Origin of the sequence: Natrarchaeobius versutus (assembly GCF_041205745.1) — an archaeon.
Lineage (GTDB): Archaea > Halobacteriota > Halobacteria > Halobacteriales > Natrialbaceae > Natrarchaeobius > Natrarchaeobius versutus.
In genome coordinates, this window is sequence record NZ_JBGFCC010000005.1 from 313,022 (window position 1) to 327,277 (window position 14,256).

Below are 14,256 nucleotides of genomic sequence, written 5' to 3' on the forward strand. Positions count from 1 at the left end.
GCGCGAACGCGATGACGACGTCCGGGGCGAACAATCCCGGCCCCGGGACGACCGAGGCCGACGCGTCCGGAGCAGCCGATGCTGACGCAGCAGAGGTAGCAGATCCCGACGACGATCCGCCGGCCTCCCAGCCGGATCCACTGGTCGGCGGCGGGTCGATCTGGGACAACCTGCTACACTGGGTCTATCTCGACGGGGACCGACGCGTGTTGACGGCGGCGTTACTGGTCGGCGTCTTCGGCGCGAGTCTGGCGCTCATCGCCGCGGACCTGATCACACCCGCGGAGGCCGGCGACATAACGGCTATTTCGGCGGCGCTCGTCGGCGGCATGCTCCCGTTCATCACCGTCGTTCTCGCGATCAACCAGCTGATCCTCTCCGAGGAGTTCGGCACGACCGGGGCGTTCTTCGAGCGACTCGAGGAGACCCGCGACTACCGGCGGTCGATCGAGAATCACACCGGCTACCGACCGAGTCCGGCCGAGCCGTCGGCGTTTCTGCGGGTGTTGATCGAGTCGAAACGCCGGACCGCACTCGGGCTGAAGAACGTCTGTGCGGACGGACCACCCGAGCTACGGGCGGCCGTCGACGACTACGTCGCGACGACGGAACCCCGAGACATCGATGCCATCGATACCCTCGAGGACGCGACGTTCGGCACCTTCGACGTGATCGCGGTTATCATCCACTACAACGATCCCTGGCAACTCCAGGAGGTCCGACAGATCCGCGAGATTCACTACCACGACCTCCCCGAAGCCGCCGAGAACCAACTCGACCGACTCGAGGATTTGCTTCGGGACATCCACGTCGCCCGCCAGTACTTCAAGACCGTTCACATGCAACAGGAGTTGGCCGACCTCTCGAAGATCCTGCTGTACGTCGGGTTTCCGACGCTATTGGGGGGTGCGTTCGTCATCGTGGCCTACGGCAACCTACTGGCGCTCGAGTTCCACCCGTACGTCTACGTCGTCGTCGTGAGCGCGACGATCACGGCGCTGTTCAGCCCGTTCGCCGTCCTGCTCGCGTACGTCCTCCGGATCGCAACGGTCGCCCGGCGGACGGCCGCGGACTTCGGGCCGTTCGTCCTCCAGCAACAGGTGCCGACGGAAGAGACCGAAACCAGCGACGCTGGTGAGTGACTATAGTAGCCACTGCACGTCGTTGCACACCTGATCGCCAGACGTATCGGCGACCAGTGTGGGAATCGTTGCAGTTGTTACCTAAAAATCAGGCGCTAATGCCCCGTCCTCAAGGAGCAACGCAGGGAGCGAAGCGACCGAGTAGCGCAGTAGGGCGGGGATACAGCGCCGTCATCGTCTCACATATACTCTGCAACGATAGGCCTACAGGCCAACCAACACGTTTATCAGCCCCGACAATGTATATACATCGTACATGGACCAGTTCACAATCAACGGCCACGAAGTCGTGAACGGAGACGTGAAAGCCACCGGCAACGGTGCTCACGTCTACGTCCCGAAACGCTGGCGTGGTGCGGACGTGAAAGTCGTCCGCACATCCGACCCCAACGACGAATAGATGAACTACAACTACAGGTATCGACTGAACCCGTCCGACGACATCCGCGAGCAGTTAGCGTGGACTGTCGATACCTGTAGGCAGGTCTACAACCATTTCCTCCACCGTCTCAATAGACACGACGATACATCGTCGTACTCCGAGCAGAAGCGTCTGCCGGACTTGAAAGACTGGTGGACTGACCTACAAGACGTTCACTCGAAGGTACTTCAGAAAGTCGTCCAGCGGTTGTACGATAACCTCTCGACGCTCAAAGGTCGGAAGCAAAACGGCTACAGCGTCGGGGAATTGAAGTGGAAAGCACCGGGGGAGTACCAATCGTCCACCTACAGTCAGTCCGGCTTCAAACTCAAAAACACGAGTGGTCGGACTCGACTATGGCTCTCGAAGATTGGTGACATTCCCATCACGTTCCACCGCGACCTGCCCGACGACGCCGAAATCAAGACCGTCACGGTCAAACGTGAACCCACCGGCAAGTGGTACGCCATCCTCGGCGTCGAAACGCCTGACGACCCGCCCGAGAAGCCCGACGAAGTGACTGACGCAGTTGGTATCGACGTGGGAATCCTGAAATACGTCCACGACACCGATGGAATCGCTGTCGAATCGCCGGACCTCTCGGATGAACGTGAGCGGTTGGAACGCGCCCAACGCAACCTCTCGCGGAAAGAACACGGGTCGAACAACTGGAAAGAACAGCGCAAGACGGTCGCTCGACGCCACGCCGATTTGAAGCGCAAGCGCCGAGACTTCTTGCACAAACTCTCGGCGTACTACGCCTGCGAGTACGACCTTGTAGCGGTCGAGGACTTGGACGCGAAGGGTCTGGTCGAACTACCGGGCAACTCTCGGAACCGTGCCGGGGCCTCGTGGGGAACGTTCCTCCGAATGCTCGAATACAAGTGCGAGCGGGAAGGAACGCACTTCGTCACCGTGGACCCCCGAGGCACGACCAAAGAGTGCGCGTCGTGTGGCGTCGAGACGGACAAACCGTTGTGGGTGCGTGAGCATTCGTGTCCGTCGTGTGGGTTCGAGGCGGACAGGGACGCGAATGCGTCGTGGAACATCCTTTCTCGCGGTCTCGAACAAGTAGGGACGGGCTGTCCCGAATCAACGCCTGTGGAGACTGCGCTCCCTACGGACACCGATTCGGTGTCTGCAAAGCGCGTCGTGGAAACAGGAAGCCCCACCCTCAAGGAGCGAACCGCGTCAGCGGTGAGCGAGTAGGGTGGGGAGGAAGTCACTATAGCACCGCCGCTATCCACCCGGTCGTGATTCGTCATCACTCGAGTGCCAGGAGCGGTCTCGAGACGCGTTCATCCGACGAGTCCGTCTACGAAACCGTTGACTGGACCATGACCAGGTGTATAACGCCAGTGTACGTCGCCGAACTGCGGTGGCGCGCGCTGTCGAGCGGTCGAGTGACGACGAGACCGCTCGAGGAAGCGCGCGAGGGATGAGCGACCGGAGAGCGAATCGGCTGGGGAGGATGTGGTCTCCCTGTTGCCACGAGAGCAAAACGGTTCTTCGTCACGACAACTCCGGTGGGCGGCCCCATCGATACACTCCCTCTTGATCGCTGTGAACGGTTCTCCGACACGCACCGATCAGTCACAGGCGATTACTTCTTCTATCGAATCGGGATGGATTTGCACCGTCGGAAAACACAGGGGGTCCTCGTTCGAATATTCCACCGTCTCACGTTGGTCGGTAGAAGAGTCGATATCGATCAGATACTCTTCGCCGACCTCAAACTGTCCACGGAATGATACGCCAGCTGTACTTCCGTTTCGTTCGAGTTCGATCTCATCTTCGAGGATTGTATTTTCGTCGTCCTCGACGCGAACGTGAACACTGATCGCCGGCCCCGCGTGGTTTTCGATTCGAAAATCGATATCCTCCGACGAGCCACCCTGATTTCCGCCCCCGGATTCAGTAGTATCTCCATCGAGACAGCCAGCAATCGCCATCGGTAGCCCAGTACAGAGAGTACCCAAGACACAGCGACGGTTACAAGACATTCGAATCCACGTTGAATTTTACTGACAATAAATGTACTTACCTCTTCTGCGATCGACGAGCCGTTGTTTTGCTCCCTCGCCGCGTTACCCTCGGTCGAATCAGGACCGAAGGAGTCGCTCGTACCGCGCGCCGATCCGTTCCGTCGCGAGCAGGAGACGGTGACAGGCGAGGAGGACGGCGACCGCGAGGACGATCAACGCGCCCTCGAGCGGCGTCGCGAGCAGGCCGAGGGCGACGATCAGCGTCGTCGCACACGCCGGCGGGTGACGGGTGTCGGTCGCGAGCATCCCGCCCGCCGTCAGCGTCGTCGCGAGAACGCCGCTGGCGGCGAGTCGAAGTCCCTCGAGCGAACCGGGATCGGTCGCCACGACCATCGAGACGCCGCCCGCGAGCAGGTAGTACGATAGCAATCCGGCGACGACGCCGATCGCGTGACCGCCGATCACCCGCCGCGGGGCGGTCGCGTCGCTGTCCTGGAACAACGCGAGGACGAACGCCGAGGGGCCGAGGCTCGGAAAGAGAACGGGAAGCCCCGAGAGCCACGCGAGAACCGCGGTCGTCGAGATCAGGATGCCGGTGTGGATCGTCGTCCCCGTCCGGTCGTCCATGGCCGTTCGTTCGCCAGTAGCGTGGAAAACCGTGGTGTTTCGCCACGCGACTCGAGACCGTCCGTCGTGGCCTCCGGCGACGCTTCTGCGATCCGTCGACGCGTCCGTCGTGACTCCCGACGATGTGTCTGCGAACCGTCGCCCCGTCCGTCGGAACTCTCACTGATTACGGAACGATCGTCACGGGAACCGTCGATCGCCGTGCTACCGCCTCCGCGACGCTCCCGAGTAGCACTCTCGAGACGCCAGCCCGCCCCTCGCTTCCCATTACGATGCCGTCGACGCCCGCCTCGTCGGCGTACTCGAGGATCGCCGCGGCCGTTGTTCCCTCGATCACTTCCGTCTCGAGCGCTCGGTCGTGATCGTCGGCGATCGCCCGCACATCCGCGAAGAAGTCGGGTTCGGCGTCGTCGGTCGCGTTCGAGTCGTCCGTCGCCGATCCACCGCCGTAGCCCGTCTCGAGTTCGTCGACGGCGTGGACCACCGTCACCTCGGCGTTGGGGATGACGGTGAGCGCGTACTCGAGGGCGGCGCGGGCGGGATCGGAGTCGTCCATCGGGACGAGCAGGTGTCGGGTCATGATCGGAAATTGGCGGGCGATCGTGGAAAACGCTCCGGCGCTGTTCGGATAAGACGATTGGTCAACTGCCCATCGCCAACGGTCAGTATCCTAACGTTCTTTAGGTTGGTTGAATAACGTATAGGCGCGCACGTAAAGTGCGCTGAGCCGGAGCGAAAGGCTCCAACCAACACTCCGGCTCACGCTGGCCCCCGCGTCGCGGGAGCAATCAACCATTGACGTCGGCGAAATAAAGACCTGCCGACGTGTCGCCGAACCAGTACCACGCGTTCGGTTAACCGGACTCGTCTCGCGCGTTCGGTCAATCGGACCAGTTTCGCGGGTTCCTGGTTCTCGAGTTCGGTTGTTCTCCGCCGCGTCGGGCCTCGAGACAGAGAGCTACGCATGGCAACGAAACTCACGATACACTGCGACTGTGGCACCGACGTCCGAACGGAGACGACCGACGGGACGATCGCCTGTCCCGACTGCAAATCGGTGTTCGAGACGACGATCATCGAACTCACAACCGACCACAATGCATCGCACACTCGCTACGGTACTCGCTCGTGTCGCGGCCCGTGAGGGCTGTCGCGGGACGGCGCTCCCGCCGCTGTACGAGCACGTGGACACCGATGCGCTCGTCTCGCTCCTCGAGTCGGACGCCGAGGTTACGATCCGCTTCGAGTACGAGGGGTATCGCGTCGTGATCGAAACCGGGCCGCTCGAGGTGGTGGTTGACGAGGGAGGGTGATCGCTCGCCGGTCGATTGCGTAGCCGATCCCACCACTTCCACTCGAATCGAGGAGTAGCCTTATTCGTGTGTAGGAGTTACACACGAGTATGGCGCCGGAGGAGAAAACCCGGGTCGATTTCAACGCCCCTGCGTCGCTCGTCAAGCGAGCGGATGCGATCGCCGATCTTCTCGACGTCTCCCGGACGCACCTCCTCATCGAGGCACTTCGGGACGAAATCGAAGACCTCGCTGCCGACGACGAATTTCGGCGGCTGATCGGCGACGCGTACTACGCCGGAGAGATCGATTTCGATACCGTCGAATCGATTCTCGGCACGGAAGCGGCGATGCGGATGAAATTCCTCCGCGCATCGCTGAACCGCGATCCGCCCGAACCGCAGATCGAACGCGACCAGCCGTCGGCAGCGGAGTTCTACGAGGGCGAGGTTCCCGTGTGGACGCCGACCGACGAGGCGGCCGACCGGGAATCGCGCGAGTAGCGATGACCGACGAACCCATCATCGTCGTCGATACGAACGTCCTCCTCAATCTCGCAACGCCGGTCGTCGACGCGCGCTCTCGGGCCCCGACCGGCGAAGATCCGCTCAAAACCGTCCTTTTCGGGTACGACGTGCACGTCCCCTCGAGCGTCCTCGCCGAAGTGAGCGAAGCGCAGGGGAATGGTGATCTCCTGTCGGCGGCCGCGGATCTGGTTTTTCGGGCGTCTCACCACCTTACCACACACGAGGTCGAGACCCAAACCGACGAGCCACTCGAGTTCGGGCTCGATCCCGGCGAGTCACACGGTATTTGGCTCGCAAACGAACTCGGCGCCGCCATGTTCGTCACTGACGAGTTCAACACGACGAACTATCTCTTCGTTTCTCTGGCGCTCGAGGATCGGAACACCCTGTTCACGACCCCGCACGTTCTGTGTCTGCTGGCCGAGCGAGGCACCCTCGACACGCAGTACGTACACTCGGCACTGACGTACTACGTCGAGACGAAACAGTGGGATGCCCAGTACGTCTCTCAACTACGGAGCGAGTACCTTTCTAGCTAACTCGATCGCCGCTCGAGGACACCTACAGCCACAGCTTCGACCCACTGCTCAGGTCCCGAGTACCATCGGTCCGAACAGCATCACGACGACCGAGATGAGGACGACGGCACTCGAAACCGCCGTCACCGCCGCCGCGGCCGTTCCCGGTGTCGACACCGGGAGCCTCGAGGCCACCCCCTCGGCGTTCGTCCGTACCAGCCGCCCGCCGTCGAGCGGGTAGACCGGCAGGCAGTTGAAAAAGCCAAGCAGGAGGCTGATCCAGCCGGTCCAGTAGAGGACGGTCGCGAGGACGAAGACGACGCCGCCGACCGCCGAGAGCGGTCCCGTGACGGCGTAGACCGCGGTCGCCTCGCCGACGAAGCCGCCGAAGTTCTCCGAAGCGAGACCGATCGCACCCGCAAAGGGGAGAAAGGCGATCGTCAGCAGTCGATCGAGCGGCGTGTTCGTGATCGTCGCCGGCTCCGACCCGCTCAACACGCCGAGGTGTTCGTCAGTTGGATAGGGTTCGATCCCGAGGTCGGTGACGGCAATTCCACCGGCGCCGGCGGCCGGATAGACGCCGAGGTGTGCACCGTCGCCGTCCGTCGACTCGCCGAGCGTCACGCGATACTCCTCGAGGCCGTCGTCGGTGTAGAGCCCGACGATGACGGTCTCGCCTGGACTCGCCGCTTCGAGCGCCGCGAACAGGTCTTCGTGGTCGGTCATCCGCTCGCCGTCGATCGACGTGACGACGCCCGGTTCGCCGGTCGGGGCGCCGGCGTCCGCCAGCGGGCCGTCCTCGACGACGCTCGCGACGTACGTTCCCGCGACGAACGTCTCCGCTCGCTCCACACCGTCGGAATCGACCGTCGTGACCGCCACGGTCGGCTCGTCCGCCGCCTCGAGCGCCTCCCGAAACGCCGCTTCCGCCCGGACCGGCGTCCCGTCGACCGCGGCGATTTCGGTCCCGGGCTCGAGTGCGTTCGGACCTGCCCCGGGCGCGGCGCGGACGACGACCGCGCGCTCGAGTGTCACTGACTCACCCTCGGCACGCTCGAGGGAGACGGTTTCATCAGCGTCTGCGAGTTCCGCACGGACCTCCGCCTCGTCTTCGACCGGCGTCCCGTCGACCGCCGTGATCACGTCGCCGCGCTCGAGACCGGCGTCGGCGGCGGGCGTCCCGGGGACGACGGTGCCCACTGCTAGCCCGGGGACGGCGGCGACCGACGCCGAGACGAGCGCCATCAGGACCAACGCGCAGACGATCGCCAGCACGAGGTTGACCGTCACGCCGGCGGCGTAGATCCGGTTGCGGGCGGCCGTCGAGACGCTCCGCTCGTCGCCGCCCATGTCGACGTACGCTCCGAACGGGACGAGCGCGAGAAAGATCACGCCCATCGACCGCACGTCGACGTCCTCGACGCGAGCCAGTAACGCGTGACCGAGTTCGTGGACGGCGACGCCCGCGAACAGCCCGAAGACGATCTCCGGTGTGGCCGACAACGGCAGGAAATCGTTGACCCCCGGCACCGCGAGGACGTTTCGAGGACGGTTCACCTCGGTCGCGACCTCGCGAGTAAGTGCGGCGTATCCCGCGAAAACCACCATCACGAACGAGACCGCAACCAGCGCGAACGAGACGAAGACGCCGGCGTCTGCAATCCGTCGCCAGAGGCGGCGGCGAGTGGCGAGTCGGTCGAGCACCGACGGAGTGGCCTCCGTCTCGAAGGTCACCATCGGCCCACGAATCCGGATCCAGCCGGGGAGTCGCCCCCACGCGGCCAGTGCCATCGCCACCGCGGTGTACGCGAGGAGACCGACGCCGACGAGGAGAACCGTCTCTCTCATATTAGTTTCGAGAACAAACGGTTCGATAGTATTGGTTTCGGTTCGACGAGCGACCGCGAACCGCATCGGTGGCGCATCGCCCCACGATCGACTCGAGTCGACCCGGAACGCACTCTCACCCCCTAAAACACACTCGAGAGCCGAACAGTACGGCGATCCGACGACTGGGCAGATTTATACTGGAGTGTAAAGTGTGCTTTACTGTAAAGGGTGTTTTACACCCGGCTGCCGACCATGACCGAACGACTCACTGTGAGCGACTACAGCCCGAAAACGTACCGGAGAGCATCGAACGCGAGCTACCTCGCCGGGATCGCCGCGCTCCTCGCGGGATTCGTCGTTGGCCGACCCCTAGTCGGACTCGGCGCCTACACGGCAGGGTTCGTCGTCGGCGCGGCGATTCCGTACCTGGCCTCGAGGCCGGTGTACGACGAACGGGACGAACAGCTTACGGCTCGCGCGAGCGAACTCGTGTTGACCGGACTTGCCTACGGCGGACTGGTGGTCTTCGTCGGCCTCTTTGCCGCGGAGTTGGCCGGCTACTACAACTGGAGCACCGAACTCTGGGCGGTGTTCTGGGCGTTCTGTGCGTTCTGGCTCGTCTGGGGCGGTACGTACACGTACGTCCGGATTCGAGCAACGCCGTAGATGCGAAACGATCTTCGCGAACGCCGCGAGCGGGCAGAATTGAGTCAGGCAGATCTCGCCGCGGCCGTCGACGTTACTCGTCAAACGATCAACGCGATCGAACGAGAACGGTACGATCCCTCGCTCGAGTTGGCGTTCGAACTCGCCGCCTACTTCGACTGTGCGATCGAGGAGATCTTCGAACCGTCGGAGATCACCGCGGGAAATGGGGCCGGTGCGGAGGACTGACGTGAATTGTGTCCGCGGTACCGAAATCACCGGGCTGGTGGCAGTTTCGGACCCGGCAGACGCCACGCCGTGCGAGAGATCGGACGGCCACTACCGGATCGGACACAGTAAAAGTGGAACGCGCCGTCAGATCGGATCGTCGACCTCAAGGGCCGCCCCGAGTTGCCTGCGTTCGGTCCGCAACGCCTCGAGTTCGTCCTCGATACGACCGTCGGCGAGACGGTCGCGCTCCTCGGGAGTGAGCTTGACGACCGCTTGGGCCGCGGTCTGGAGCCGATCGTAGTCGGGATCGTAGGTGAGCTGTCGAACGGTCCGAAGTGCGGCGACGGTCTCCTCGTCGCCGACGCGGGCGGCAAACGGACGGATCTCCCGCGTCGCCCGGCGCAGGATCGCGGCTTCGGCGGGCGGCCACTCGACGGTCAACGGCTCGGCGTCGATCCCGTCGAGGAAGGTCCGTTGGGTCGCCACGCGGCGTTTGAGGACGTCAGCGTCCTCCACGTAGTGGGAAAGTTTCGAACGCGAGTAGTCCGCGTACTCGAGCAACTCGGGGATCGTGTACTCGCCGTCGGAACTCTCGCGGACGTACTCCCGCAGGTCCTCGGGCGGCCGCTCGAAGGCGACGAACGGGTACCAGCGACTTCGCTCGAGGAGGGCGAACACCTCTCGGGCCGAGGCCTCGAGGCGGTACTCGCCGAAGGCCTCGCTGATCGCCTCGTTGTAGCGCTCGATCGGCTCGCGTAGTCGGTCGACCGGGGCATCGAGGTCGACCGTCGATAGCTCGAGTAACCGTTCGCGATCGTCGATCTCGTCGTCGATCTCGCGGAACCGTTTGCTCGCTTCCGTCCGGGCCTCGGCCAGCGCTTCGCGTGCGCGCTCGCGATCGTCGATCAACTCGGCGTACTGGGAGGCGGGCTCGAGGGCGGCGTGTGCCCGTTCGAAGTCCGACTCGCTCAGCCGGCGCTTGTCGATCGCGTCGAGTGCGTCCTCGAAGGCGTCGCGTCCCTCCAGATCGTCGGGTAACCCGTCGACGAGCGCGGCGAACTGTCCCTCGAGTTGAACGTACGCCTTGAAGTTCTCGCGGCCGGTTCCGGTCGCCCGGTCGACGTACGTATCGAGCAGATCCGTCGCAGTCCGGTAGGCGTCGGACGCGCCTTCGACCGCTTCGGTCGCATTCTCGACGTCCCGACCGGCGTGGTCGTCGATCACGCGTTCCGCTCGTTCGAGTCGCTCGCGGGCCGCCTCGAGTTCCGCGAGCGGCGTCGACTCGCCCCGATCGCCGTCGCTGGCGTTCGATCCGGGCGAATGGGCGCGTTCGCTCATGGCTACTCCTCGTACACCGCGTCCGGATCGAACACCATCTCGCCGACGTTCTCGCCCTCGATCGTCCGGTAGAAACACGACTTGTGTCCCGTGTGACACGCGCCGCCTTCCTGGTCGACGACGTAGAGGACGGTGTCGGCGTCGCAGTCGACCCGGACCTCGTGGACCGACTGGACGTGACCGCTCGTCTTCCCTTTCTCCCACAGCTCCTCGCGGCTCCGTGAGTAGTAGTGCGCTCGCCCCGTCTCGCGGGTTCGCTCGAGCGCCTCGGGAGAGACGTAGGCGAGCATCAACACCTCGCCCGTCTCGGCGTCCTGTGCGACGGCGGGCACCAGCCCATTCTCACCGAAGTCGATGGCAATTCCGTCGTCCATATCGGGACGGATGTTCGTCGAGGCGATAGGTCTTTTGCCGGTTACAAATCCGGCCGCCGATCACCGGCCCGCCCCGCGCACTCGACTGTCGGGACGCAGTGTGGCGATCACCGACTCGAGTCGACGGCGGTTTCGACCTCAGCCGCAATCGTCGGTGGGACGACGAGACGCCGCGGTCCGGGGACGTACTCCCCGCCCGGCTGTGCATAGCGCAGGTTGAGGACGGTCACGCCGCCGACCTCCCAGACGGAGACGCCGTCGATCGTCTCGAGGTCGATCGCCTGTTCGGGATCGAAGAGATAGATCGTCCCCTCGTTCCGGTCGAACGCACCGGCCGATCGGAGAAACGAGGAGAGGACGAGCGCGACGAACGCGAACGGGATCAGAAGCGTCGCCGCGGCCGTAAACGGACTGGAACCGAGCGGTCCCAACGCGCCGGTTCCTTCCGCGATCCGACCGGCCAGCATCAGCGCCACGATGATCCCAGCCATGACGAACGTCCCGACGGCGGCGTCCACCGCACGCCCCGTCGAGTCCCTGGCGACCGCAATCGCGAGGACCGTAACCGCGAGCGCGCCGACGAGAGCGAGGATGATCGGCCGAAGTTGCGGCCAGGCCTGTCCGATCAGGTCGTACACCCGCCAGACGATGACGACGGAAATCGCCGCGAAGAACGTGCCGACGCCGAGCGACCAGCAGAGTCGAACGGCCGTCGACGTAGAGCCGTCGCGTCGCCACTGGATCGTACCCGGATCGTTCGGGTTCACCGACGCATCCGCTGCCATATCGGATTTCGGATCCGATCGGGTAAAGACCGTTCGATCTCAGCCGATCGGATATCGACAACGACTCGAGCGAACGACCTCGAGCGAACCGATCACGCGTTCGACCCGAGACGCTCGAGTCCGCCCCGGTAAACGAGTACGTACGAGGCGACCGGGGAAAGCACCACCAGCGGGAGTGCGACGACGATCAACGAGAACGGATCGGGAGGGGTTACGGCCGTCGCGATCACGAGCGCCACCGCACACAGCGCGAGCGTCGCCGTGACGAATCGCAGAAAGTCACTCGAGTCCATACGAACTGTACCGACAGCAATCGGATGTGTGTTGCGGTGAACACGTCAGAACAGAAGCGTATCGAACGCAAGAAAGCCGACATACGAGATGACGATCGAACCGGCAAGCGAGAGCACCCACGCGAGCACCGTATACCCCATCTTGCGCGCGCTGACGCCGCCGCCGGCACCCGCCGCGGCGTAACCGCTTCCGATGATCGAACTGACGATGATCTCGTTGAACGAGACGGGGATGCCAAAGAGGACGGCCGTCTGGGCGATGATGAACGAGGGGATGAGCGCCGCGATCGAGCGTCGCGGACCCAGCGAGGAGTAGTCTTGTGAGATTGCCTTGATCATCCGGGGTGCGCCGGTCCACGACCCCAGTAAGAGGCCGAAGCCGCCGCCGAGCAACAGGGCGATCAGGGGGAGACCCACGTCACCGGACAGCGGAATCAGCGGCCCGATCGCCAGTCCGACCTGACTGCCGCCCGCAGAGAAGGCGACCAGGCCGCCCAGTATCAACAGGAAGTGACGCTCGCCGCGTTCGATCCCCCCCTCGAGGTCGACCGCGATCGCTCCGCCCCAGATCGCCGCCATCACGGCCGTCGCGGCGACGACGCCGACGAGATCGGACACGGGAAGCCAGGCGCCGGTCGCCTGTGCGATCGAGGCGCCGCCCTCGGGCGGCCCGAGCACGGCGAACTCGATGTTGGCGATGAGCACGCCGACGAGCGCCGCGAGACCGATGATGAGATACTGCTCGGAGATCGGTTCGGCCCGGAGCGTTCTGGCAATGGCGTATGCGAGTCCGCCGCCGACGAACGGCGTCAGGATCCACAGGGTGGCGATCTCGGCGTACTTCGGCCAGGCCGGATCGCCACCCATCGCGAGGCCGACGCCGACCACCGCCCCAGTTACCGTAAACGCCGTCGCTATCGGATACCCCGCGAAGACGCCGATCGCGACTAGGACGGCCGCAATCACCAGCGCGATCGTCGCCGCCATCGGCGACAGCGTGACCCCGCCGATCAGCTCCGTTCCCACGGCTTCGGAGACGTTCGCACCCTGTAACACCGCGCCCGCGAAGCCGAGAATGCCGACTAAAAATCCGGCTCGCATCACCGAGATCGCGTTGGCCCCGACCGCGGGCGCAAACGGCGTCGAACCACTCGAGCCGGCGCCGATCGCCCAGGCCATAAACAGGCTGGCCAGCGCGGCGACCAGAAACGTCGCGACCGTCGCGATCTCGACCATCTACGGCGACGTACTGGCGGGGTCTACAAGTGTGTGCCGACCTGTACTCGTCGGCCGCCGTCTCGACTCGAGGGGAGCCACGGCGAACGCAGGAACGTTCGAAGGCGGGCCGTGACGTCTACAACCGGCCGAATGTGGCCGTGACGTCCGCAATCAGTTCGAACGCGGGCCCTAACGCCTACAATCAGTTCGAACGCGAGCCGTGGCGGACGCCATCGAATCGAACGCGAGTCGGGTAGACGCTCTCTGATCGTGAATCGTCCGCGACGGGCGGCCTCAGTTCGTCGTCGACCGCGAGTTGTTCTCCGGCTCCGGCGGCGGTTCGGCTCCCTCGATCGCCTCGGCCGCGTCGGTGTCTTTCTCGACCTCGACGTGCCAGCGGTCGATCTCGTCGTCGTACTCCGCGAGTCGATCGGAAACGTCGTCTTTGAGGTCGTCGTCGTTGACGTTGACCTCGAAGACGAACCGTTCGCCGTTCTCCCCGCCGTTTCGCGTCGACTGCTGGATGTTCGCGCTGACGAGTTCGTTGTCGAAGTAGTACGGCGCAAGCTGGGTCATCACGTTCTGGTAGACGGTGTCCTCGACCCGTCGCAACGCCTTTCGCCCCGCCGAGTCGGCCGCCCGTGCGACGTAGTCGATCGACTCCTTCCAGTTGTCGACCGCCGCGTCGGGGTCGTCCTCCTCGAGTTGTTCGTAGGACTCCGAGAGCTTCTCGCCGGCGGTCTTGATGTCCTCGTCGGGTTCCTTGCCGGCTTTCTCACCTTTCCCCTCCTCGACGCTCGCCTGGTCGGACGTCTTCTCGCTGACGTCGGACTCGAGGGTTTCGTGGGCTTTCGGCCGCCACTCGTCCCACTCGTCGAACGCGCGGGCGAGACGCGCTTCCCTGTCTCGGTCCGGATCGTCGACGCCGTGTTCCCGGAGCGCCTGCGTGATGCGTTCGCCGTGTTCGACGACGTCGCCCCAATCGCCGCGGATCTTGAATCCCGAGATGCTCTCTTCCATTCGGCTGGCC

18 protein-coding genes are annotated in these 14,256 nt (G+C 64.2%); 9 read left to right on the top strand and 9 right to left on the bottom strand.

The window, feature by feature from the left end:
- Positions 1–11 precede the first annotated feature (11 nt).
- From AB7C87_RS13565 to AB7C87_RS13575, 3 genes are all read left to right on the top strand, one after another.
- On the top strand, positions 12–1,142 hold the full coding sequence (locus tag AB7C87_RS13565) for a DUF7972 family membrane protein (protein WP_369730009.1): 1,131 nt from the start codon (positions 12–14) through the stop codon (positions 1,140–1,142).
- A 256-nt stretch (positions 1,143–1,398) separates the two neighbouring features.
- Positions 1,399–1,542, top strand: a complete 144-nt coding sequence (locus tag AB7C87_RS13570; RefSeq protein WP_369730010.1) for a DUF2080 family transposase-associated protein — start codon at positions 1,399–1,401, stop codon at positions 1,540–1,542.
- Complete coding sequence (locus tag AB7C87_RS13575) at positions 1,543–2,772, top strand: RNA-guided endonuclease InsQ/TnpB family protein (RefSeq protein ID WP_369730011.1); 1,230 nt, start codon at positions 1,543–1,545, stop codon at positions 2,770–2,772. It abuts the gene before it with no gap.
- Between the two features lie 893 nt (positions 2,773–3,665).
- On the opposite strand, the gene AB7C87_RS13580 is transcribed toward AB7C87_RS13575, so the two are convergent.
- Positions 3,666–4,175 carry an HPP family protein gene (locus tag AB7C87_RS13580; protein WP_369730012.1) on the bottom strand — a complete coding sequence of 170 codons (510 nt, stop codon included), beginning with the start codon at positions 4,173–4,175 and terminating at the stop codon, positions 3,666–3,668.
- Between the two features lie 166 nt (positions 4,176–4,341).
- Positions 4,342–4,755 carry a universal stress protein gene (locus AB7C87_RS13585; RefSeq protein WP_369730013.1) on the bottom strand — a complete coding sequence of 138 codons (414 nt, stop codon included), beginning with the start codon at positions 4,753–4,755 and terminating at the stop codon, positions 4,342–4,344.
- A gap of 384 nt (positions 4,756–5,139) precedes the next feature.
- Between AB7C87_RS13585 and AB7C87_RS13590 the strand changes: the two genes are divergently transcribed.
- From AB7C87_RS13590 to AB7C87_RS13605, 4 genes are all read left to right on the top strand, one after another.
- On the top strand, positions 5,140–5,319 hold the full coding sequence (locus AB7C87_RS13590) for a hypothetical protein (protein WP_369730014.1): 180 nt from the start codon (positions 5,140–5,142) through the stop codon (positions 5,317–5,319).
- Positions 5,273–5,488 (top strand): HalOD1 output domain-containing protein, encoded by a 216-nt coding sequence (locus AB7C87_RS13595; RefSeq protein WP_369730015.1) that lies wholly within the window; start codon positions 5,273–5,275, stop codon positions 5,486–5,488. The genes AB7C87_RS13590 and AB7C87_RS13595 overlap by 47 nt, the downstream gene beginning before the upstream one ends.
- An 89-nt stretch (positions 5,489–5,577) precedes the next feature.
- Positions 5,578–5,970 (top strand): hypothetical protein, encoded by a 393-nt coding sequence (locus AB7C87_RS13600; protein WP_369730016.1) that lies wholly within the window; start codon positions 5,578–5,580, stop codon positions 5,968–5,970.
- Between the two features lie 2 nt (positions 5,971–5,972).
- The gene (locus AB7C87_RS13605; protein ID WP_369730017.1) at positions 5,973–6,533 is read left to right on the top strand and encodes a hypothetical protein; all 561 of its coding nucleotides are present in this window, start codon (positions 5,973–5,975) and stop codon (positions 6,531–6,533) included.
- Between the two features lie 48 nt (positions 6,534–6,581).
- Here the strand turns inward: AB7C87_RS13605 and AB7C87_RS13610 are convergent, their stop codons facing one another.
- Positions 6,582–8,360, bottom strand: a complete 1,779-nt coding sequence (locus AB7C87_RS13610) for a site-2 protease family protein (RefSeq protein WP_369730018.1) — start codon at positions 8,358–8,360, stop codon at positions 6,582–6,584.
- A gap of 234 nt (positions 8,361–8,594) precedes the next feature.
- Between AB7C87_RS13610 and AB7C87_RS13615 the strand changes: the two genes are divergently transcribed.
- Together AB7C87_RS13615 and AB7C87_RS13620 are read left to right on the top strand one after the other, a co-directional pair.
- The gene (locus AB7C87_RS13615) at positions 8,595–9,008 is read left to right on the top strand and encodes a DUF2178 domain-containing protein (RefSeq protein WP_369730019.1); all 414 of its coding nucleotides are present in this window, start codon (positions 8,595–8,597) and stop codon (positions 9,006–9,008) included.
- Positions 9,009–9,236 carry a helix-turn-helix transcriptional regulator gene (locus tag AB7C87_RS13620; protein WP_369730020.1) on the top strand — a complete coding sequence of 76 codons (228 nt, stop codon included), beginning with the start codon at positions 9,009–9,011 and terminating at the stop codon, positions 9,234–9,236. It begins immediately after the preceding gene.
- A gap of 126 nt (positions 9,237–9,362) precedes the next feature.
- Here AB7C87_RS13620 and AB7C87_RS13625 read toward each other — a convergent pair whose 3' ends face one another.
- The 6 genes from AB7C87_RS13625 to AB7C87_RS13650 form a co-directional block, all read right to left on the bottom strand.
- Positions 9,363–10,556 (bottom strand): DUF7118 family protein, encoded by a 1,194-nt coding sequence (locus AB7C87_RS13625; RefSeq protein WP_369730021.1) that lies wholly within the window; start codon positions 10,554–10,556, stop codon positions 9,363–9,365.
- A 2-nt stretch (positions 10,557–10,558) separates the two neighbouring features.
- The gene (hisI, locus tag AB7C87_RS13630; RefSeq protein WP_369730022.1) at positions 10,559–10,930 is read right to left on the bottom strand and encodes a phosphoribosyl-AMP cyclohydrolase; all 372 of its coding nucleotides are present in this window, start codon (positions 10,928–10,930) and stop codon (positions 10,559–10,561) included.
- A gap of 107 nt (positions 10,931–11,037) precedes the next feature.
- Positions 11,038–11,715 (bottom strand): hypothetical protein, encoded by a 678-nt coding sequence (locus tag AB7C87_RS13635; RefSeq protein ID WP_369730023.1) that lies wholly within the window; start codon positions 11,713–11,715, stop codon positions 11,038–11,040.
- A gap of 92 nt (positions 11,716–11,807) precedes the next feature.
- On the bottom strand, positions 11,808–12,008 hold the full coding sequence (locus AB7C87_RS13640; protein ID WP_369730024.1) for a DUF7534 family protein: 201 nt from the start codon (positions 12,006–12,008) through the stop codon (positions 11,808–11,810).
- A gap of 45 nt (positions 12,009–12,053) precedes the next feature.
- The gene (locus AB7C87_RS13645; RefSeq protein WP_369730025.1) at positions 12,054–13,244 is read right to left on the bottom strand and encodes an inorganic phosphate transporter; all 1,191 of its coding nucleotides are present in this window, start codon (positions 13,242–13,244) and stop codon (positions 12,054–12,056) included.
- A 276-nt stretch (positions 13,245–13,520) separates the two neighbouring features.
- Positions 13,521–14,246 (bottom strand): DUF5828 family protein, encoded by a 726-nt coding sequence (locus AB7C87_RS13650; protein WP_369730026.1) that lies wholly within the window; start codon positions 14,244–14,246, stop codon positions 13,521–13,523.
- Between the last annotated feature and the right edge of the window lie 10 nt (positions 14,247–14,256).